The 20,327-nt window shown below is 64.5% G+C and carries 18 protein-coding genes; 4 read left to right on the top strand and 14 right to left on the bottom strand.

Translation table 11 applies throughout. The annotated features are described in order from the left end of the window. Positions 1-1,797 (bottom strand): maltose alpha-D-glucosyltransferase, encoded by a 1,797-nt coding sequence (gene treS / locus ARTH_RS03775; RefSeq protein WP_011690604.1) that lies wholly within the window; start codon positions 1,795-1,797, stop codon positions 1-3. A 5-nt stretch (positions 1,798-1,802) separates the two neighbouring features. Continuing rightward, positions 1,803-3,875: an alpha-1,4-glucan--maltose-1-phosphate maltosyltransferase gene (locus tag ARTH_RS03770; protein WP_011690603.1), complete on the bottom strand. Its 2,073-nt coding sequence runs from the start codon at positions 3,873-3,875 to the stop codon at positions 1,803-1,805. A 131-nt stretch (positions 3,876-4,006) separates the two neighbouring features. Here ARTH_RS03770 and glgP point away from each other — a divergent pair, with 131 nt between their 5' ends. Further along, entirely contained in the window at positions 4,007-6,625 is a 2,619-nt protein-coding gene (gene glgP / locus ARTH_RS03765; RefSeq protein ID WP_011690602.1) for an alpha-glucan family phosphorylase, read from the top strand. Between the two features lie 107 nt (positions 6,626-6,732). Here the strand turns inward: glgP and ARTH_RS03760 are convergent, their stop codons facing one another. From ARTH_RS03760 to glgX, 3 genes are read right to left on the bottom strand one after another with little or no spacing between them, the layout of a single operon-like run. Then, the gene (locus ARTH_RS03760; protein WP_011690601.1) at positions 6,733-7,089 is read right to left on the bottom strand and encodes a barstar family protein; all 357 of its coding nucleotides are present in this window, start codon (positions 7,087-7,089) and stop codon (positions 6,733-6,735) included. 8 nt (positions 7,090-7,097) lie between these two features. Then, a complete protein-coding gene (locus tag ARTH_RS03755) occupies positions 7,098-7,568 on the bottom strand; it encodes a ribonuclease domain-containing protein (protein ID WP_011690600.1) in 471 nt (156 codons plus the stop codon). A gap of 20 nt (positions 7,569-7,588) precedes the next feature. After that, a complete protein-coding gene (glgX, locus tag ARTH_RS03750; protein WP_011690599.1) occupies positions 7,589-9,703 on the bottom strand; it encodes a glycogen debranching protein GlgX in 2,115 nt (704 codons plus the stop codon). Between the two features lie 117 nt (positions 9,704-9,820). On the opposite strand from glgX, the gene ARTH_RS03745 reads away from it, so the two are divergent. Next, positions 9,821-10,615 carry a carbon-nitrogen hydrolase family protein gene (locus tag ARTH_RS03745; protein WP_043430315.1) on the top strand — a complete coding sequence of 265 codons (795 nt, stop codon included), beginning with the start codon at positions 9,821-9,823 and terminating at the stop codon, positions 10,613-10,615. 89 nt (positions 10,616-10,704) lie between these two features. Here ARTH_RS03745 and rlmB read toward each other — a convergent pair whose 3' ends face one another. The 6 genes from rlmB to ARTH_RS03715 form a co-directional block, all read right to left on the bottom strand. Continuing rightward, entirely contained in the window at positions 10,705-11,691 is a 987-nt protein-coding gene (gene rlmB / locus ARTH_RS03740) for a 23S rRNA (guanosine(2251)-2'-O)-methyltransferase RlmB (RefSeq protein WP_011690597.1), read from the bottom strand. A 101-nt stretch (positions 11,692-11,792) separates the two neighbouring features. Next, complete coding sequence (cysS, locus tag ARTH_RS03735) at positions 11,793-13,262, bottom strand: cysteine--tRNA ligase (RefSeq protein WP_043429374.1); 1,470 nt, start codon at positions 13,260-13,262, stop codon at positions 11,793-11,795. A gap of 63 nt (positions 13,263-13,325) precedes the next feature. Further along, positions 13,326-13,652 carry a hypothetical protein gene (locus tag ARTH_RS03730; RefSeq protein ID WP_011690595.1) on the bottom strand — a complete coding sequence of 109 codons (327 nt, stop codon included), beginning with the start codon at positions 13,650-13,652 and terminating at the stop codon, positions 13,326-13,328. Positions 13,653-13,720: 68 nt separating this feature from the next. Further along, entirely contained in the window at positions 13,721-14,236 is a 516-nt protein-coding gene (gene ispF / locus ARTH_RS03725) for a 2-C-methyl-D-erythritol 2,4-cyclodiphosphate synthase (protein WP_043429372.1), read from the bottom strand. Further along, on the bottom strand, positions 14,221-15,042 hold the full coding sequence (gene ispD / locus ARTH_RS03720; RefSeq protein ID WP_011690593.1) for a 2-C-methyl-D-erythritol 4-phosphate cytidylyltransferase: 822 nt from the start codon (positions 15,040-15,042) through the stop codon (positions 14,221-14,223). The genes ispF and ispD overlap by 16 nt, the downstream gene beginning before the upstream one ends. 112 nt (positions 15,043-15,154) lie before the next feature. Beyond that, on the bottom strand, positions 15,155-15,637 hold the full coding sequence (locus ARTH_RS03715; RefSeq protein WP_011690592.1) for a CarD family transcriptional regulator: 483 nt from the start codon (positions 15,635-15,637) through the stop codon (positions 15,155-15,157). Positions 15,638-15,989: 352 nt separating this feature from the next. Here ARTH_RS03715 and ARTH_RS03710 point away from each other — a divergent pair, with 352 nt between their 5' ends. Next, positions 15,990-16,526 (top strand): hypothetical protein, encoded by a 537-nt coding sequence (locus tag ARTH_RS03710; RefSeq protein WP_043429368.1) that lies wholly within the window; start codon positions 15,990-15,992, stop codon positions 16,524-16,526. Positions 16,527-16,649: 123 nt separating this feature from the next. On the opposite strand, the gene ARTH_RS03705 is transcribed toward ARTH_RS03710, so the two are convergent. Continuing rightward, positions 16,650-17,330 carry a response regulator transcription factor gene (locus ARTH_RS03705; RefSeq protein WP_011690590.1) on the bottom strand — a complete coding sequence of 227 codons (681 nt, stop codon included), beginning with the start codon at positions 17,328-17,330 and terminating at the stop codon, positions 16,650-16,652. Then, positions 17,327-18,547 carry a sensor histidine kinase gene (locus ARTH_RS03700; protein WP_011690589.1) on the bottom strand — a complete coding sequence of 407 codons (1,221 nt, stop codon included), beginning with the start codon at positions 18,545-18,547 and terminating at the stop codon, positions 17,327-17,329. The genes ARTH_RS03705 and ARTH_RS03700 overlap by 4 nt, the downstream gene beginning before the upstream one ends. Positions 18,548-18,753: 206 nt before the next feature. Between ARTH_RS03700 and phoU the strand changes: the two genes are divergently transcribed. Further along, positions 18,754-19,416 (top strand): phosphate signaling complex protein PhoU, encoded by a 663-nt coding sequence (gene phoU, locus ARTH_RS03695; RefSeq protein WP_011690588.1) that lies wholly within the window; start codon positions 18,754-18,756, stop codon positions 19,414-19,416. A gap of 120 nt (positions 19,417-19,536) precedes the next feature. Here phoU and ARTH_RS03690 read toward each other — a convergent pair whose 3' ends face one another. Beyond that, positions 19,537-20,283 carry a phosphoglyceromutase gene (locus tag ARTH_RS03690; protein WP_011690587.1) on the bottom strand — a complete coding sequence of 249 codons (747 nt, stop codon included), beginning with the start codon at positions 20,281-20,283 and terminating at the stop codon, positions 19,537-19,539. Positions 20,284-20,327: the final 44 nt, after the last annotated feature.

Here is a 20,327-nt window from a genome sequence, read left to right as displayed (position 1 = left end):
TCAGCCTTCGATGGACAGGACCGGCATGGCCTGGGTGAACGGCGAGGCCGGGTTGGAAGCAGCGGAACGGATCCGCAGCCAGAAGAAATCATGGCTGCCGAGCGTCAGCGTAAGACGCCCGTCGTCGCCGATGGCGGGGAACGGCTGGCCGCCGAAGACGTCCCGGAGGCCGCGGCCGGCGTACTGCGGAATCCGCAGCGTGGTGGCCACGGGATGCTGCGAGAGGTTGAACGCGCACAGGATCGATTCGGCGTCTTCACCCGCCGCATTGTCCGGGGCCAGTTCCCGCAGGTAAGCAAGCACGACGTCGTGATCTGCCTCGACGTGCTTGAACGTGCCAAGCCCGAAGACGGGGTGGTTCTTACGGACGCTGAGGATCTGCCGGGTCCAACGGAGCAGCGATCCGGAGTGCGCGGCCTCGGCCTCCACATTGGCCATGCCGTAGTTGTACACCAGCGACTGGATGACCGGCAGGTAGAGCTTGCCCGGATCCGCGTGCGAGAAGCCCGCGTTCCGGTCAGGGTTCCACTGCATGGGAGTGCGGACGGCGTCGCGGTCCTCAAGCCAGATGTTGTCGCCCATGCCGATTTCATCCCCGTAGTACAGGAACGGGCTCCCCGGCAGAGAAAGCAGCAGGGCATTGATGAGCTCAATCTCGGACCTGGAATTATCCAGCAGCGGCGCCAGCCTTCGGCGGATGCCGATGTTGGCGCGCATGCGGGGGTCCGGTGCGTACCAGCCGAGCATGGCCGCGCGTTCGTCGGCGGTGACCATTTCCAGGGTGAGTTCGTCGTGGTTCCGCAGGAAGGTACCCCACTGGGCGCCTTCGGGAATGTCCGGGGTGTCCTTCATCGTCTCGATGATGGGCGCCGCTTTCTGGTCCCTCAGCGCGTAGTAGAGGCGCGGCATGATGGGGAAGTGGAAGGCCATGTGGCACTCGGGTTCTTCCTCGGTGCCGAAGTACTCCACCACCTCGACCGGAGGCTGGTTGGCCTCGGCAATGATGACCCTGCCCGGGTAGTTCTCATCCACCATTTTCCGCAGCTTGCGCAGGAAATCGTGCGTGGCGGGGAGGTTCTCGCAGTTGGTGCCCTCTTCCTCGTACAGGTACGGGATGGCGTCCGCGCGAAAACCGTCGATCCCCTGGTCCAGCCAGAACCGGACGACGTCGAAAAGGGCGTCGATAACCTTCGGGTTCTCAAAGTTCAGGTCGGGCTGGTGGCTGAAGAACCGGTGCCAGAAGAACTGCCGCCGGATGGGGTCGAAGGTCCAGTTGGATTCCTCGGTGTCCACGAAGATGATGCGGGCATCCTGGTACTTCTCGTCGGTATCGCTCCAGACGTAGAAGTCGCCGAACGGTCCGTCCGGGTCCTTGCGGGACTCCTGGAACCACGGGTGCTGGTCCGAGGTGTGGTTCAGCGGCAGGTCGATGATTACGCGGACGCCGCGGGCATGGGCCTCGGCCACGAGCCGCTTGAAGTCGCTGATGGTGCCGAACTCGTCCAGGACGGAGTTGTAGTCCGAGATGTCGTAGCCGCCGTCACGGAGCGGCGACTGGAAGAACGGCGGCAGCCAGAGGCAGTCGACGCCCAGCCACTGCAGGTAGTCCAGTTTGTCGATGAGCCCGTGGAAGTCGCCGGATCCGTCGCCGTTTCCGTCCGCAAAGCCGCGAACCAGGACTTCGTAGAACACTGCTTTGCGGTACCAGACGGGATCGTGTTGCAGGCCGGGGGCGTTGAGCTCAAACGTGCCCTTGGGGGTGAAATGCTGGCTCGGGTTTTGCGGACTAAAACTCACGTATGCTACCTCCGGATGTTCAGGATGTGTGCAGGCTCCACGTGGGCGTCGAGCCGCACGTAGTTGTATTCGCCCCATTCCCAGCTCTCGCCGGTCAGCAAATCATCCACCCTGAAGCCGCCGTTGTGCGTGAGGTCGGCCGGGTCGAGGTCAAGTGCGGCCAGATCCAGGGAAACGGTGCTCTCCCGGGTGCCGTGCGGGTCGACGTTCACCACGATGATCAGGGTGTCCTTGGTGCCGTCGGGAAGCGTCTTGTGCTTCGAGTACACGATCGTGGCGTCATCTGTGCTGTGGTGCAGCGTTAGGTTCTGCAGATCCCCCAGCGCCGGGTGGGTGTGGCGGATTTCGTTGAGCCGGGTCAGGTACGGAGCCAACGTCCGGCCGGATTCCGCCGCGGCGTCCCAGTCGCGTGCCTTGTATTCGAACTTCTCGTTGTCGATGTATTCCTCGGCGCCGGGCCGGGCCACGTGCTCATAGAGTTCGTAGCCGGCGTAGACGCCCCAGAGCGGGCTGGCCGTTGCTGCCAAGGCGGCACGGATCTTGAACGCCGCCGGACCGCCGTACTGCAGGTACTCGGTCAGGATGTCCGGCGTGTTCACGAAGAAGTTCGGACGGAAATATGCCGGGGACTTCTGGCTGACTTCGGTGAAGTACTCTTCAAGCTCCGTCTTGGTGTTCCGCCAAGTGAAGTACGTGTACGACTGCTGGAATCCGGCACGTCCCAGCGCGTGCATCATGGCCGGCCGGGTGAAGGCCTCCGCAAGGAAGACAACCTCGGGGTGCTTCTTGTTGACCTTGGCGATCAGCCACTCCCAGAACCACACCGGCTTGGTGTGGGGGTTGTCCACCCGGAAGATCTTGACGCCGTGGCTCACCCAGAGCAGCACGATCCGAAGAATCTCCTTGGACAGGCCCTCCGGATCGTTGTCGAAGTTCAGCGGGAAGATGTCCTGGTACTTCTTCGGCGGATTCTCGGCGTAGGCGATGCTGCCGTCAACGCGGGTGGTGAACCATTCCGGGTGCGACTCCACCCACGGGTGGTCCGGGGCCGCCTGCAGGGCAAGGTCCAGGGCGACCTCGAGGCCGAGTTCCCGGGCGCGGGCCACGAATGCGTCAAAGTCCTCGAAAGTGCCGAGGTCCGGGTGGATGGCGTCGTGGCCGCCTTCCTTCGCACCGATGGCCCAGGGCGATCCGGGATCGTGCGGTCCGGCAATCAGCGTGTTGTTGGGTCCCTTGCGGTGCTGGATGCCGATCGGGTGGATGGGCGGCATGTAGATGACGTCGAAACCCATTTCCGCGACGGCGTCGAGCCGTTTCGCGGCGGTCTGGAATGTGCCTGACTGCCACTCGCCGGTTGCGTGGTTGCGGACGGCACCCTCTGACCGGGGGAAGAACTCGTACCAAGCGCCGCGACCGGCCAGATCGCGTTCCACGAGAAGGGGGAAACGTTCCGAGACTGTGACGAGTTCGCGGATGGGCTGGCGTTCGACGACGTCAGTCACCTCCGATCCGAATCCGGCAGCGAGCCGCTCCTCCGGGGACAGCGACGTGTTCGACAGGACCACGACGGCGGTTCGAAGGGTCCGCCTGTCGGCGGACGGACGGGCGGGGTCTTCGGCTGCCTGGGAAAGCAACGCGGCGCCCTCGGCCAGCATCAGTTCGACGTCAATGCCCGCCTCGACCTTGACCTCCGCGTTGTGGTGCCAGGTCCCGTACCGGTCATGCCAGGCCTCGATGGCGAACGACCAGTTGCCCGTGCCGGTAGGCGTGATGATGCCTTCCCACCGGTCGGTGCCCTTGCCCCGGTCGCCGCGGGGCGGCGCCAGCCGTACGCGCTGGCGTTCCTTGCCCTTGGGATCAAACAGCACCGCGCTGACTCCGAGCTGATCGTGCCCTTCGCGGAATGCCGTCGCGCCGACTACGAGCCCTTCACCGGGCAGCGCCTTCGCTGGAAACCTACCTCCGTCCACCACGGGCTGCACGGCGGTGATCGGGAACCTGCCAAACTGCAGGCCTTCCGTGATCAGGGCCTTAGGCTTTTTGCTGGATCCGGCACTGGTTCGCGTATTAGTCGTCACGAACTCGACGTTATCGAGAAATCCCCCATTTTGCTAAGGGAACTTCCGTTTTTCCCCAAGCAATCCGTCATTTACCTAAAAGAAACCTAAACCTGTTCCGGCGGCCCATCTTGTCCGTTAGTGTGACGCAGGTGAAGGCTATCCGCAGATTTACCGTCCGAACCGTTCTTCCGGAATCTATCCGGCCGCTGGCCCGATTGGCCACCAACCTGCGGTGGTCATGGCACCGGCCCACCCGGGAGCTTTTTGAAGGCCTGAACCCGGCAATTTGGGACGAGAGCGCACACGACCCCGTCAGTTTCCTGGGCCTTGTGAGCCGCGAGGAACTGCAGCGGCTGGCCGCGGACCAGGACGTTGTCCGCCGCGTGCATGCCGCCGCCGAAGACCTGGACCGATACCTGGAGCAGCCCCGCTGGTACCAGAGCCTCGGCGACGACGCTCCTTCCTGCATCGCGTACTTCTCACCGGAATTCGGAATCACCGAAGTTTTGCCGCAGTATTCCGGCGGCCTGGGAATTCTGGCCGGCGACCACCTTAAGGCGGCATCGGACCTCGGAGTTCCGCTCATCGGCGTCGGCCTGCTTTACCAGGCCGGTTATTTCAAGCAGTCCCTGTCCAGGGATGCCTGGCAGCAGGAAACGTACCCTGTCCTTGACCCGGACGGGCTCCCGTTGACCCTCCTGCGCGAGGAGACACCCGACGGCAACGGCAAGCCGATCCAGATCTCGTTGCCGCTCCCCCACGGACGCCGGCTGCTGGCACATATCTGGCGTGCCGACGTCGGGCGTGTCCCCTTGCTGTTGCTCGATTCAAATGTGCCGGGCAACGACGACGCCGCCCGCGGCATTACGGATCGCTTGTACGGCGGCGGCGGCGACCATCGCCTCCAGCAGGAGCTGCTGCTTGGAATGGGCGGCGTGAAGGCCCTGCGCGTTTACCAGCGACTTACGGGTTGCGCAGCGCCGGAGGTTTTCCACACCAACGAGGGCCACGCCGGTTTCCTGGGTGTTGAGCGCATCCAGGAGCTCATGTCGTCGGACAATCCGCTGAGCTGGGAGGAAGCCCTCGCGGCAGGCCGTGCCTCCACCGTCTTCACCACGCACACGCCGGTACCCGCGGGCATCGACCGTTTCGAGGTCTCCCAGATCCAGCACTTCTTCGAGGGCGGGCTGGCTCCTGACGTTCCGGTGTCCCGGATCCTGGACCTGGGCCGCGAAAATTTTGCGGACGGCAATCCCTCGGTGTTCAACATGGCCGTGATGGGGTTGCGCCTGGCGCAGCGCGCCAACGGTGTGGCCAAGCTCCACGGCGTGGTGTCCCGCGGGATGTTCTCGGCCCTTTGGCCGGGATTCGACCACTCTGAAGTTCCCATCACCTCCGTGACCAACGGAGTCCACGTCCCCACGTGGGTGGACAGCCGCGTCTCCAAGCTGGCCCGCGAGCAGTTCGGGGCCGAGGCGGAAGCCATGGGCCGCTGGGACCTTGCCTATAACGTCAGCGACGAGGACGTTTGGGCCCTCCGCCGCGAAATGCGCGTCTCGCTCGTGGAGGACGTCCGCAAGCGGCTGCGCGCGGCCTGGAAGAAGCGCGGAGCGGCAGACGCGGAGCTCGGCTGGACCGACTCCGTGCTGGACCCGGACGTCCTCACTATCGGTTTCGCGCGGCGCGTGCCCACGTATAAGCGGCTCACCCTGATGCTCCGGGAACCGGCCCGGCTCAAGGCCCTGCTGCTGCACGAGACACACCCCATCCAGCTGGTGATCGCGGGTAAGTCCCACCCGGCGGATGATGCCGGCAAGAAGATGATCCAGGACCTCGTCCGGTTCACCGACGATCCCGAAGTGCGCCACCGGATCGCCTTCCTGCCCAACTACGACATCGCGATGGCGCGCACTCTCTTCCCCGGCTGCGACGTATGGCTGAACAACCCGCTGCGCCCGCTCGAAGCCTGCGGTACATCCGGAATGAAGGCAGCCATCAACGGTTCACTGAACCTTTCGGTGCTGGACGGCTGGTGGGATGAGATGTACGACGGCGAAAACGGCTGGGCCATCCCCACGGCCAACAACAACGCCTCGCCCGAGGAACGGGACGACATCGAAGCAGCGGCGTTGTACGAGCTCCTCGAGACGCAGGTGGCGCCCCGCTTCTACGGCCTCACCGTGTCCGACGGCGCCGGAGCCGCCGGACCGTCCGAACCCGGACGGCAGAAGGTGCCCACGCACTGGGTATCGATGATCAAGCACACCATGGCGCACCTGGGTCCGGCCGTGTCCGCTGAGCGGATGCTGCAGGACTACGTGAATATCCTCTACCGCCCCGCTGCGATCGCCGGACGGCGTGCCGTCGCGGACAACTTCGCCCAGTCGAAGTCACTGGCGGCCTGGACGTCACAGATCCGGGCTGCGTGGCCGCAGATCCAGGTGGAGCATGTCGACTCGGTTGGCGTGTCCGAGGACCCGCAGATCGGCGACACCCTCCAGGTGAACGCCTACATCGCGCTGCACGACCTCGACCCGGACGACGTCGCTGTGGAAGTGGCGTTCGGCCGCGCCGAGGAAAGCGACGAACTGGCCGACGTCACGGTGGCGGACCTGGTGCCGAAGGAGGACCTCGGCAAGGGACGCTACCTCTTCAGCGGCTCGCTGCTGATCGATCGTTCCGGGTCCTTCGGCTACACGGTGCGTGTCCTGCCCAAACATTCGGCCCTCGCCTCGCGGGCTGAACTCGGGCTTATCGTCAACGCCTGATCCGCCGGAGAACGAAACGCTCCCTCGCTGAGGGAGCGTTTCGTTTTTAACGGCAAAAGGTGAGGGAGCGTTTGGTTTTGGGCGGCAGGAAGTGAGAGAGCGTTTGGCTAGAGGCAGACGGTGATCACCGACAGGCCCTTGCCTGCATAACTCTCCGCGTCCTGCAGGATCTCGCAGATGATGCCGAAGGACCGGTCCGAACGAAAGGCGGCCGGTACCTGCCAGATGAACGTCAGAGGTTCCTTGCCGTCGTCCGTTACCGTGTCCGCGAAGTCGTGCAGCGAGTCGTTGAGCGCATCGAGGTTCACGCCGTAGTGTTCCGGGAAGTCCAGCACTTCCCCGAAAGTCTGGAGTACTGCCCTTTTCGTATCGGCGGCGGGAATCACCAACACCCGGCGCCCGGCGTCAGCCGCCTGCTCGCGGAGCTCCTCGACGGTCCAGGTATCAGCGGAGTAAATCTTCATGCGGGCCTCTATTTGCCTTCCAGAATAAGCAGAAACGATTCATAGTGATCGGGCGTGTAATACTTTTCGCCGGACACTCCGACGACGATCCGGCGGGCGCCCCGGTCCGGTTCGCCGGGGGTCCTGACCGTGAATTCCTTGTAGTAGCCCGCGGGCTTCCGGGGCAGCAGCCGCTCAAAATTGCTGAAGACCGCGCCGTCTCGCGGGTACGGATACGGCCCGCCGCGGGCAATCAGGGCCAGCGTCGAGCGTGCCTCCGGCGGAAGGGCCGACGCGGCGACGGTCTCCAGGCCCGAGTTGTTTTGCACGTCGGGACCGGCAGGGGCGGTACCCTGGACGGCCGAGGCGGGCGCCGCCGTCGAACCCGACGAAGCATCCGGGCTGACCGGGCTCCCCGGTGTGTTGGACAGCACCAGGCCCAGGACGGCCACGAGCACCAGGGCCCCGGCCAGGGCAAGGAGCCTCGCGATCCGCCTCATGCATTCCCCATGTGCCGGGCCTACGTACGGTAGATGCTGATGGTGTTGGACTGCACCACGTCACGCTCGCCGGCGGCAACCCTGACTCCTTGACGGCGGTCGTGGAGTTCCGACGTGGTCAACCGGAGTTCGAAGAGCCGCTTGCCCGTGCCGTCGTCGTTGCTGATGTCAGGCAGCGTGACCTTGATATCGTGGGCGCTGCCGTTCACCACCACGAGTCCGTCCACCTGGCCGTCGTCCGAGCCCAGCAGCAACTGGACCACCCGGTGCTGGGGATCATTCCAGCGGTCCATGGACATAGGCTTGCCGTGCTCGTCGAACCAGTGCAGGTAGGCCTGTTTGTCCCGTGAGGGGTAGTGATGCGGCTGCCCGGCCAGGAACTCCTTCCGGAGCCGGATGACACGCTTGGTGCTCCGAAGCATGGCGTGGGATTCGGGCGTGCTGGTCCAGTCGAGCCACGTGATGTGGTTGTCCTGGCAGTAGGCGTTGTTGTTGCCCTGCTGGGTGCGGCCGATTTCGTCACCGGCGGTGATCATGGGGATGCCCATGGACACCATCAGGGTGGCCATCAGGTTGCGGCTGGTCTGCGCCCGAAGCGCCAGGATCTCTTCGTCTTCGGTCGGTCCCTCGAAGCCATGGTTATAGCTGCGGTTGTCCCCGTGGCCGTCACGGTTCTGCTCGCCGTTGGCTTCATTGTGCTTGCGGTCGTAGGACACGAGGTCGGCCAGCGTGAAGCCGTCGTGGGCGGTGACGAGGTTGACGGAGGCCATCCGGGAACGTCCCGATTCCGCGAAAAGGCCTGCCGAGCCGGAGATCGAGTCGGCCAGGCGGGCCACGGAACCGCCCTGGCCGCCGGCGTCGATCGCGGCCCGGTCGGCGAGCCAGAACGAGCGCAGGGCATCACGGTAGTGATCGTTCCAGTCCACCCACCCGGGCGGAAAGCGTCCGGTCTGCCAGCCGCCGTAGCCCACGTCCCACGGCTCGGCGATCAGCTTGACGGAAGACAGCACCGGATCCGCGGCAACAGCCACAAGGAAGGGATGGTGAGGGTCGAAGTCATTTGCGGCGTTGCGGCACAACGTCACCGCGAGATCGAAACGGAAGCCGTCGATGTGGAACTCGTCCACCCAGTACCTCAGAGAGTCAAGGACCAGCTGGACCACGCGCGGGTGGCCGAAGTTCAGGCTGTTGCCGCACCCGGTGGTATCCACATATCTGCCGTGGCCGTCGTTGCGGTAATACTGCATCTCCCCCAGCCCGCGGAAGCTGAGCGTCTGCCCGTCACGACCGCCCTCGGCCGTGTGGTTGTACACGACGTCCAGGATCACTTCCAGGCCCGCCGCATGCAGGAGCTTGACCATGCCTTTGAATTCGTCCTGCACGGCCTGCGGTCCTTCCGCCTGGGCGGCTTGCGTGGCGTAGTCCGGATGGGGCGCAAAGAACGCCGCCGTGTTGTATCCCCAGTAATTGGTCATGCCCAGGTTCTGGAGGTGCGGCTCGTCCAGGTGGAAATGGACCGGCAACAGCTGGACCGAGGTGATGCCCAGGCCGGTGAGATGCTCAATCATTGCCGGGTGCGCCATGCCGGCGTAGGTGCCCCGGAGGTCCTCGGGGATGTCCGGATGGAGCATGCTCTGGCCGCGGACGTGGGCTTCGTAAATGATGGTGTTGCGCCACGAGACGTGCGGATTGCGGTCGCCGCCCCAGTCGAATTCGCCGGACATGCGCACATTCGTGAGGAACCCGTCGCGCTGATCCACGGCCCGGCCGTAAGGGTCCAGCAGTAGCGGCTGCTGGCCGTCGTCGTCGAACGCCACGGTTGGCACCGGCACCGGCAGGGCATCATCCTCCGGCGAGGAGCGGAAGCCGTACCGCGATCCAACGGGAAAACCTTCGACAATGCCGTGGTGGACGTCGTTGGTGATGTTCGGCAGTGTCTTCAGCTGCCATGTTCCGCCGGGCGCGCAGTAGGCGATTTCCAGCGTGTCCACGCCGGGGGCGTAGACCGCGACGTTGGCGCACGCACTCTGAGGATCGTCCGTTGCCGGTGACCCCGTGCGCGGAACGCTGATACCCAGTGGAAACGGCCGGGAGGCGTCCACGGTGGAGGCTGTGTCTAGGAGTGGCATGACCATTGCTTAAATATTAGCTGTGCCACACAAATGTCCGATATTCGGCGCTATGTGTCGGGAAATGGGCTGGCCTTGTTCAGCGTTGCCATACTGAAAGGACACGCCAAGCTGGAGGTAATTGTGCGAGTTGCACTTGCTCAGATAGTTACGGGCCGCGATATTTCCAGGAATCTGGACATCGTGGAAAAATATGCCCGCAAAGCGAAAAAAGGCGGCGCCCAATTGGTTGTCTTCCCGGAAGCCACCATGCGGGCATTCGGCAATTCGCTCCTTGACATCGCCGAACCGCTGGACGGGCCGTGGGCGACCCGGGTGCGCCATATAGCCCGGGAAGCGGACATCGTGATCGTGGCGGGAATGTTCACTCCCGGTGGTGGCAGAAAAGTACGCAACACCCTCCTGGTCACGGGTCCCGGCGTCGAGGCGAGCTACGACAAAATCCATCTCTTCGACGCTTTCGGTTTTGCAGAATCAGACACCGTGGATGCCGGCACGCGGGCGTCCACCTTCGAGCTCGGCGGCATCAAATTCGGGCTGGCCACCTGCTACGACATCCGGTTCCCGGCACTGTTCACAGCCAACGCCGACCTGGGCGCCGAGGCCAACATCGTGTGTGCCTCCTGGGGATCCGGCCCGGGGAAGGTCGATCAGTGGCGCCTGCTGGCGCGCGCCCGCGCCGTGGATACCACCACTTATGTGCTGGCGTGCGGACAGGCCGATCCCGCCACCGAAGGCATCGAAACCAAGGGATCCGCGCCCACCGGTGTGGGGCACTCCGCCGTCGTCTCGCCGCTCGGCGAGGTCCTGGAAGAGCTCGACGCCGGGACCGGACTGATGTTCGCCGACCTGGACCCCGCCGTCGTCAAGGAAGCCCGGGCGAAACTCCCGGTCCTGGCCAACCGCCACCAGTTCTGAAAAAACGGAAACGCTCCCCCACCGAAGGTGAGAGAGCGTTTCGCGAAAGTCCGCCAAAAGTGAGAGGGCGTCCCCTGTGAGCCCAGCCGCTACTTGGCTGCGCGCTGCCTGGAAATCTCGTACAGGGAGATGCCGACAGCCATGGAGGCATTGAGCGATTCCATGGCTGAGTCGATCGGGATCGAGACGATCTGGTCGCAGTTTTCGCGGACCAGGCGGCTCAGGCCCTTGCCCTCGGAACCAACCACGATGCACACGGGCTCCTTGGCCAGGCTGAGGTCCGGCAGCGAAACGTCGCCGTCGCCGTCGAGGCCCAGCACGTAGATGCCCATGTTCTTGAAGGCCTTAAGGGTGTTGTTCAGGTTGGCGGCACGTGCCACCGGAACCCGGACTGCCGCACCGGCGCTGGTCTTCCAGGCCGAGGCAGTCACGCCGACGGAGCGCCGCTCCGGGACGATGACGCCGTGGCCGCTGAAGGCCGAGACCGAACGGATGATCGCGCCGAGGTTGCGCGGGTCCGTGATCCCGTCCAAGGCGACGAAGAGCGGTGCGTTGGCAACGTGGCCCTTCTTCCAGCTCTCCACGGTTTCCTCGGCGAGCTCGTACGCGTCCTGGTATTCGTAGGGCGGAATCTGCAGCACGAGCCCCTGGTGGATGGCGTCGTCCGTCATCCGGTCCAGTTCCGGCTTGCCGGTTTCCAGCAGCGGAATGCCGCGTTCGGCCGCGAGCTTGAGGGACTCCTTGACGCGGTCATCCATTTCAATGCGGATGGCGACATGGAGCGCCTTGGCCGGGATTCCGGCGCGGAGCGCTTCGACGACGGAGTTGCGGCCGGTGACGACTTCCTCCGTGGCACGGCCCTTCGGGCCGGAGCGGGCGCCGGCACCGCGGGCTGCGCCCGGACGCTTGGCGGCGGAGCGCTCGGCAAGCTGTTTGTTCTTGTGCGCCTTGTGGTAGGGGCGGTCCTCCGCCTTGGGAGTGGGGCCCTTGCCTTCGAGGGCCTTGCGGCCATGGCCACCCGTTCCGATGGTGGGGCCCTTCTTTGCTTTGACCGACCGGCGACCGTTGTTGGCCATGAGTTTCACCCTTGCTTTGTTGAGTAAGTCTGACCTCCAGTCTACTTACTCAGGGTAAATCGCCGGCCCAGGGCCCCGCCTCGCCTTGGGACTGCAGCAGCTCAGCCGCGCTTGAGGCTCCAGCTGGCACCGTCCGGACCATCCTCGACGACGACGCCTGCCGCCGCCAGGGTATCCCGGATGGCATCCGAAGCGGCCCAGTCCTTGGTGGCCCGTGCCTGTGCCCGCGCACCCAGCTGGGCTTCGACAAGGACGCCCAGGGCCGTATCGGCCTGCTCATCCCGGGCGGGTGCCGCGACGTCGTTCAGGCCCAGCACGCGCAGCATGTCAGTGACGGAGTGCAGCGCTGTCCGGGCCGCGGAGTTATCGCCGGCAGTGAGCGCGGTGTTGCCGGCCCGCACGGTGTCGTGCAGGGCAGCCAGCGCCTGCGGAACATTGAGGTCGTCATCCATGGCGGCAGCGAAGGCGTCCGGCACGGTGCCGTGGGAGCTGAACAGCAGTTCGGCCGCCCCGGATACAACACTGCCGGACAGAGTCCGCACGGCTCGGGCGATGAACCCGTCAATCCGCTCCACCGCAGCGGCCGCTTCCTGCAGCGATGTGGGCTGGTAGTCCAGCACTGAGCGGTACTGCGCCTGGCCGAGGTAGTACCGCACCACGCGCGGTGAAGCGAGTTCCAGCATTTCCGCAGGGCTGACGGTATTACCAATGGACTTGGACATCTTTTCGCCCTGGTACGTCACCATGCCGTTGTGCATCCAGAAGTTGGCGAAGGCGTGGCCGGCCGCCTGCGACTGGGCCATTTCGTTTTCATGGTGCGGGAACCGGAGGTCCAGGCCGCCGCCATGGATGTCGAACTCGGTGCCGAGGTATTTGGTGACCATGGCCGAGCACTCCAGGTGCCAGCCCGGACGGCCGGTGCCCCAGGGCGAAACCCAGCTGGCCGTCGTCGGCTCCCCCTCCTTGTGCCCCTTCCACAGCGCAAAGTCCCTCGGATCCTTCTTTCCCCGGGGGTCGGCGTCGGGTGCTCCCTGCATGTCATCGATCTTCTGACGGGTGAGCGAGCCGTAGCGGTTCCAGGAACGGACGTCGAAGTACACATCGCCGGAGTCGTCGAGGGCGGGGTAGGCGTGGCCCCGGTCGATCAGGCCCTGGATCAGCGCGTGCATTTCCGGGATGTGGCCGGTGGCGCGCGGCTCATAGGTGGGCCGGGAAACGCCGAGCGTGTCGTAGGCCTTGAGGAACGCCTGTTCGTAGCGGTAGGCCAGCGCCCACCATTCCTCTTCGCGGACGTCGTCCGGGCCTTCCTCGAAGTCCGGTTCAAACGAAAGGGCGGATTTGGCCAGGATCTTGTCGTCGATGTCGGTGACGTTGCGGACCACCGTCACGCGGAATCCGCGGTACTCCAGCCAGCGGGTGAGCTGGTCGAAGGCAATGGCCGACCGGATGTGTCCCACGTGCGGCAGGCCCTGCACCGTTGCGCCACAGTAATACAGGCTCACCTTGCCCGGTATCAGAGGGACGAAGTCGCGGACTTCGGCGGATGCTGTGTCGTAAAAGCGCAAGGTCACCGCTCCAGATTAGCCGATGGCCTTCACGGCGGCGCCCAACGGCTGCGGCAGTGGCCGTCAGCGCTATTTGCAGACTTCGCCGATCTTGTTGTTCTGCTCACTCAGCTGCGCCGTCTGTTCGGAGCTCTTGGTGCCGAGCGAAGTTTCGGCGACCTTCTTCATGATGTCCGCCATCTTCTGGATTGGCCCGGCAACCTCAGGAGCTACCTTGTCCGCCACTTCCTGGTAATGCTTGGCGATCTGGTCAGCCTGCTGCTGCTGGTTTCCGGTGGGGACAAAGGTGTCCCCGTTGAGGAACCGGCAGCTTTCCTCAACGCTCATTTTCGGAGTGCCGCAGCCGCTCAGCAGCATCCCGGCAACGAGTACGACGGCGGCAAGCGGCTTCTTCACGAGGGGTCTCCTGGAATGTTGGGCAGAGGAAAGGATCCCTTAAGACTAGGCGAAACGCCGGACCCGCTTCAGCCCGCCCGGTACACCAGTGCGGTGGCAAGGGCGGAAATGCCTTCCCCGCGGCCGGTGAAGCCAAGGCCGTCGCTGGTGGTGGCGCTGACGCTGACGGGGGCACCCGCCGCCGCGCTCAGGACCGCCTGGGACTCCTCCCGGCGCGGGCCGAATTTGGGCCTGTTGCCGACGAACTGCACCGCAATGTTGCCGATCTCGAATCCTTCCGTCCGGACGATGCGGGCGGCCTCGGCAAGGAGGGTGACGCCTGAGGCACCTGCGAACTCCGGGCGGTCCGTGCCGAAATGCGTGCCCAGATCGCCGATTCCCGCTGCCGAAAACAGTGCATCTGCGGCCGCGTGGGCCACGGGATCCCCGTCGGAGTGTCCGGCCAGGCCCTGCTCGCCTTCCCACAGGAGCCCACCGAGCCAGAGGGTCCGCGGGTTGTCGGGCGAGGCAAAAGCATGAACGTCGATGCCGATGCCGGTCCTGGGAATGATGGGAGGAGGTGCCACGTTCAGCCCTCCACCCATCGTGCGCCCAGCGGACCTTCCAGCAGGCCCTCGGCAATGATGAGGTCCAAGGGAGTGGTGATCTTCAGCGACTGGCTGGCGCCGCGGACAGCATGGACAGGGACACCCAGGCGTTCCACCAGCATGGCGTCATCCGTTATGGCGGCGGCCTGGGATGCGTCGAAACCCGCTGCGTCCCGGTGCGCCTTCATCAACGTGCCAAGGTCGAATCCCTGCGGGGTCTGCACTGCACGCAGTTTCTCCCGCGGTGCCGTGCCCACCACCACCTCCGGCGCAATGCGGGCGTCCTCGTCACGCGTTGCTTCAACGGTCTTGACGGTGTCCACGACGGGGATCACGGGAATGACTGCCAGCGCGCCGGCCGCCAGGGAGTCGACCACACGGTGGAAGACGGACTCCGGCGTCAGGGCCCGAGCGGCGTCGTGGACCAGCACCGCCTGGGTACCTTCTTCCAGCGCCGCCAAGGCCGAACGGACGGATTCGGTGCGCGTCGCACCGCCGTCCACGATCGTCAGCAGCGGGCCGCCGTCGGCAAGCTCGCCCTTGAAGTCCTCGCACATCTGCCGGAGAGCGCCGTCGCCCGGCGGCAACGCAATGCAGACCTGCTGCGCGACGCCGGAGGTGACAATCCCGCGCAGGGCATGCATCAGGATGGGCTCCCCGCCGAGGGGGACCCTCGCCTTGGGCATGCCGTACCCCAGCCGCTGCCCCGATCCGGCCGCGACCAGCACGACTGCTACGACGGGGCGGGGGCCGTGGTCCCCGGATTCCGGCCCGGACACGGCGGAAGATTCTCGTGCACTCATGGGCACAACACTACGTGGCCGAACCCTCCCGGGGCGGGGCAAAATTCCGGGATTCGCCTAAAAAAGGGCAAAAAGAAACCCCGGCGGCTGGTTAGCCACCGGGGTTCAATTCTTAGGAAGCCAAGACTTCGTCGAGAACGCTTGCAGCCTTCTCTTCATCCGTCTTTTCAGCCAGCGCCAGTTCTGAAATCAGAATCTGGCGGGCCTTGGCCAGCATACGCTTCTCACCTGCGGAAAGGCCGCGGTCGTGATCACGGCGCCACAGGTCGCGAACGACCTCTGCCACCTTGATGACGTCCCCGGAAGCAAGCTTCTCCAGATTTGCCTTGTAACGACGCGACCAGTTGGTAGGCTCTTCAGTGAACTCGGCCCGCAGCACGTCAAAGACGTGCTCCAAACCTTCTTTGCCCACTACGTCACGAACACCAACAAGGTCAACGTTCTCTGCTGGAACTTCAATGGTCAGATCACCCTGGGCCACCTTGAGCTTGAGATACATTTTCTCTTCGCCCTTGATGGTGCGCATCTTGATTTCTTCAATTTTTGCTGCACCGTGGTGAGGGTAAACTACTGTCTCGCCGACCTCAAAAACCATGTGGACTTTCCCCTTTCCCGCAGACCAGTTTATCACGATTCAGGCATACAACTGGCACGGATCGGGGCCTCGAACCCAGTAAATACAAGGAAAATGGGGCCAATCAACCCCCTCCACCCCCTTGACGGATGCAGATATTAGTGCATCAAAGGCAGTCTGCCCAGGGCAGGGGGAGGCAGCCGACGGCCAGCGTGGCGGCGCAGTCGACGGGGGTCCGGAGCGGTCAGGCGGGAGGGGTTTCCGGTCGCTAATGTGTACGGCCCGAATCCTTGTTTGAGACGGTTTGAGGATAGGCTATGGCTGAATAATGTTTCAAGACTCTCAAGGAGTGCGTGACGTGCGTTTCACTGCGATGAACCGGGGCCAGCGCGGCAAGCTGGCAATGGCAACGGCAGCACTTGCCATCGGCCTGCTGACCGTGACCGGCTGCGGCTACATCAACCCGCAGCAAACTTCTGAGCAGTACTCGGCGTCGGACGGCACCAGGGAAGACCTGGGGCCCCTCCAGCTCCGTAACTTCATGATCGTTTCCACCGGCGAGGACAAGCCGGGCCGCGTGGTCGGTGCCGTTTACAACTCCTCGTCCAGCGACGTCAAGCTGACCATCAACGGTGCGCGCGGTGCACAGACGCAGGTGTCTGTGAAGCAGAACTCCTACACCCTGCTCAACGAATCCACGGATCCGGCGATCCTCAGCACCACTGGGGCCATCCCGGGCTCTCTGTCCGAGGTCACGATCTCCGAAGACGGCACCAACCAGACCGCCAAGGTCAAGGTGCCCGTCCTGGACGCCACGCTGCCCGAGTACAAGGAGTACCTGCCGGAAGGCAGCGAGCCCACCCCGTCCGGGACCGCTACGCCGACTCCCACGAGCAGCGAAAGCCACTAGCTCGCAGCACCACAAAGGAGGGCCCCCGCCGCGCGGGGGCCCTCCTTTTTGCTGTCCGGCCTTTGTACTGTCCGGTTGTGTTGTGCCGGTTCCGCCCCCAGGGCGACGCCTGGGGGGAAGTGCCTACGGCTCGAACTTGTAGCCGAGGCCGCGGACCGTCACGAGATACCTCGGGGCGGACGGATCCGGCTCGATCTTGCTGCGCAGCCTTTTGACGTGGACGTCCAGGGTCTTGGTGTCGCCGACATAGTCGGACCCCCACACCCTGTCAATGAGCTGGCCGCGGGTCAACACACGTCCTGAGTTGCGCAGCAGCATCTCCAGCAGTTCGAATTCCTTCAGCGGCAGCGATACCTGCTCGCCGTCCACGCTCACCACGTGGCGTTCGACGTCCATCCTCACGGGGCCTGCCTGGACCGTGTTGGTGATGAGCTCCTCCGGCTCGCCCTGCCGCCGAAGGACCGCCCTGACGCGGGCAACTAGTTCGCGGGATGAATACGGCTTGGTGACGTAGTCGTCAGCGCCGAGTTCCAGCCCCACGACTTTGTCGATTTCAGCGTCCTTGGCGGTGAGCATGATGACAGGGACCGAAGAGCGCTGGCGCAGCTGCCGGCACACTTCCGTGCCGGACTGGCCAGGCAGCTGGAGATCCAGGAGCACCAAGTCAGCGCCGTTGCGGTCGAACTCCGTGATGGCGTCCAGGCCGTTGTCCACGACCTCCACCTCGAATCCTTCCTTGCCCAGAAGGTAGGACAGCGGGTCGCTGAACGACTCCTCGTCCTCGACTATGAGAATCCTGCTCAAGCGCTGGCTCCTTGCTCATGGACGCCGGAGGCGTCGTTACTGTGGGGTGGGGTGCTGCGGGCGGCCGCTGCCGGCGCCGCCGAGGCGTCGCCGTCGTCCTGCCCCTCCATCTCTGGAAGCCTGATGGTGAAAGTGGACCCCTGGCCGGGCTGCGACCACAGTGTCACTTCGCCGCCGTGGTTGGAAATAACGTGCTTCACGATGCTCAGGCCCAGGCCGGTGCCGCCGGTCTGCCGCGACCTTGCGGCGTCCACGCGGTAGAAGCGTTCAAAGACCCGTTCCTGGTCCTCCGGGCTCAGGCCGTCACCCTGGTCGGTGACGGAGATGGAGATCAGGCCTTCCTTGGCGCGCACGCCGATCCCCACCCGTGTGTTCTCCGGCGAATAGCGGATAGCGTTGTCGATCAGGTTTCGCAGCGCCGTGACAAGCAGGTCCTGGTCTCCATAAACCTTGGCGTCCACGTGGCCGCCCACCACGATGGAAATGTTCTTGCTCTCGGCCGGCAGCTGCGAACGATCCACAGCCTCGGTGATAACGGAATTGATGTCCACGGGATGCCCCTGCTGTGCCACATTGGCGCCCTGCAGCCGGGAGAGTTCGATGATGTCCTGCACCAGCGCCGCAAGCCGTGTCGATTCCTTCTGCATGCGCTTGGCAAAGCGGCGGACGGCCTCTTCGTCGTCCGCTGAGGACTCGAGGGCCTCGGCCAGCAGGGAGATGGCACCGACCGGAGTCTTGAGCTCGTGGGAAACGTTGGCCACGAAGTCGTTGCGGATCTCCTCGGTGCGGGTGATCTCGGTCCGGTCGTCCGCCAGCAGCAGGATGTATTCCTCACCGAGCATGGCTGCCCGGACCTGGACGATGATGGTCCCCTGCCCCAGCGGACCGCGTGGCAGTTCGAACTGCTTCTCGAGGATCACACCGTCGCGCCGCACCCTCGCCGTCATATCGAGGAGCTGCTTGTGGACCACCGTGTGTCCGCGGACGAGGCCAAAGGCGTACGCCGCCGGGCTTGCCCGGACCACACCGTCGATCGCGTCCACCACCACGAAGGCACGGCCGACGACGGCGAGCACCTCCGCGGCGCCGGGCGGCAGCGCCGGTTCGTCGAATTCAACATCCACCAGCTTGCGCTGCTGTTCGCTGACCCGGAAGGCGAGCACGCCAAAGATGCCGAATGACAGGCCGATGAGGCCTGCGATGACACCGATGAGCATAGGATCCACGGCTCCAGCTTATGCTCTGCCCCGGGCGCCGGAAGCGAATCTGATGGGTTTCACCGCCGGGTTCAGCTAACGTTCACCTATAGGTGCGTAACAGTTCACCGGACGCTGGCAGAGTTATTAGTTGGACTGCAGAGCGGTGACACGAAATCCGGCTGCCGCTGCGGTGGGGGCACGGATTTCCAAGGAAAGGACGCGTAGTGCGCAAGGTTTTTCAGGAGGAGCTCACACAGGTGGGCGAGCAGCTCGTCGAGATTTCAAAGCTGGTCAGTGAGGCAATCGCCAAAGCAACGACCGCCTTCGAGGGGGCTGACGTCGACCTCGCCCAGGATGTCATCGCCGCTGATGCCAGGATCGACTTCCTGCAGAACAGCCTGGACGAGCGGGCCATCGACATCCTGGCCCTCCAGGGACCGGTTGCCAGCGACCTTCGGATGATCGTGGGTTCACTGCGGATGAGCGCTTCGCTGGAGCGCATGGGAGACCTCGCCCGGCACATCGCCCAGCTGGCGCGGCTCCGCTACCCGGCCAACGTGATTCCGCCGCAGCTCGCCGATACCTTCAAGAGCTTCGCCGAGCAGGACCAGCTGATCGCGGACAAGCTCACCGAACTCCTGGAAACACGCGACCTCGAAGTTGCCCGCGACATCCTCAAGGCGAACGCGACCGTCAACGACCTCCACCTGAGCGTCTTCAAGGCCATCGCCCGCAGCGACTGGAACGAGTCGCCGGCCACCACTGTGGACGTTGCCCTTGCCAGCCGCTACTTTGAACGTTTCGCGGACCACGGTGTTTCCGTCGCCCAGAAAGTCACCTACCTGGTCACGGGCGCGTGGCACCCGCACAGCACCGAAATCAGCTGACTTTTTGCCGGGTTGTGACCCGGGTTAACGACGGCGGGCCGGTCACCTCAGGTGACCAGCCCGCCGTCGTTCGTTAAGGCGTTGCCTTATTTCTTACCCTGGTTTACTTCTTACCCTGGTTTACTTCTTACCCTGGTTCGCTACTGCCTTGATGGACTCGGCAGCGGCCTCGGGGTCGAGGTAGGTGCCGCCCGGGTTGAGCGGCTTGAAGTTCTCGTCGAGGTCGTAGACCAGCGGAATACCGGTGGGGATGTTCAGGCCGGCGATGGCTTCGTCACTGATGCCGTCGAGGTGCTTGACGAGCGCCCGCAGGGAGTTGCCGTGCGCGGTGACCAGGACGGTCTTGCCCGCCTTGAGGTCTTCCTTGATGTCTGATTCCCAGTAGGGCATCAGGCGGATGAGGACGTCCTTCAGGCACTCGGTGCGCGGGAGCGCGTCGCCCAGGTCGGCGTAGCGGGGGTCGTGCGCCTGGGAGAACTCGCTGTCGTCGTCCAGGGGCGGCGGCGGGGTGTCGTAGGAACGGCGCCACTCCATGAACTGCTCTTCACCGTATTCGGCCAGCGTCTGGGCCTTGTCCTTGCCCTGCAGGGCGCCGTAGTGGCGTTCGTTCAGGCGCCAGTCGCGCTTGACCGGAATCCAGCCGCGGTCGGCCTTGTCCAGGGCGATGTTTGCCGTGTTGATGGCCCGCTTCAGGAGGGAGGTGTAGAGGACGTCCGGGAGAACATTGTTCTCGACCAGGAGCTCACCACCGCGAGCCGCTTCCTCGCGGCCCTGGTCGTTGAGGTCAACATCCACCCAGCCGGTGAACAGGTTCTTGGCGTTCCATTCGCTGTGGCCGTGGCGCAGCAGAATCAGCTTGTAAGTCATGGTTTTCATCCTAGCCGAGCAGACTGCGGCACCGCCGAGCGTTA

Source organism: Arthrobacter sp. FB24 (assembly GCF_000196235.1).
Taxonomy (GTDB): Bacteria; Actinomycetota; Actinomycetes; order Actinomycetales; family Micrococcaceae; genus Arthrobacter.
Note: the sequence above shows the minus strand (reverse complement) of the source record. Positions and strands in the feature narration are given on the sequence as shown.

Coding starts and splice junctions, on each gene's coding strand:
- ARTH_RS03760 (WP_011690601.1), bottom strand. CDS start 7,089: ATGAAGATTTACTCCGCTGATACCTGGACCGTCGAGGAGCTCCGCGAG.
- ARTH_RS03755 (WP_011690600.1), bottom strand. CDS start 7,568: ATGAGGCGGATCGCGAGGCTCCTTGCCCTGGCCGGGGCCCTGGTGCTC.
- glgX (WP_011690599.1), bottom strand. CDS start 9,703: ATGGTCATGCCACTCCTAGACACAGCCTCCACCGTGGACGCCTCCCGG.
- rlmB (WP_011690597.1), bottom strand. CDS start 11,691: ATGGCCAACAACGGTCGCCGGTCGGTCAAAGCAAAGAAGGGCCCCACC.
- ispF (WP_043429372.1), bottom strand. CDS start 14,236: ATGGGTGGAGGGCTGAACGTGGCACCTCCTCCCATCATTCCCAGGACC.
- ispD (WP_011690593.1), bottom strand. CDS start 15,042: ATGAGTGCACGAGAATCTTCCGCCGTGTCCGGGCCGGAATCCGGGGAC.
- ARTH_RS03715 (WP_011690592.1), bottom strand. CDS start 15,637: ATGGTTTTTGAGGTCGGCGAGACAGTAGTTTACCCTCACCACGGTGCA.
- ARTH_RS03710 (WP_043429368.1), top strand. CDS start 15,990: ATGAACCGGGGCCAGCGCGGCAAGCTGGCAATGGCAACGGCAGCACTT.
- ARTH_RS03700 (WP_011690589.1), bottom strand. CDS start 18,547: ATGCTCATCGGTGTCATCGCAGGCCTCATCGGCCTGTCATTCGGCATC.
- ARTH_RS03690 (WP_011690587.1), bottom strand. CDS start 20,283: ATGACTTACAAGCTGATTCTGCTGCGCCACGGCCACAGCGAATGGAAC.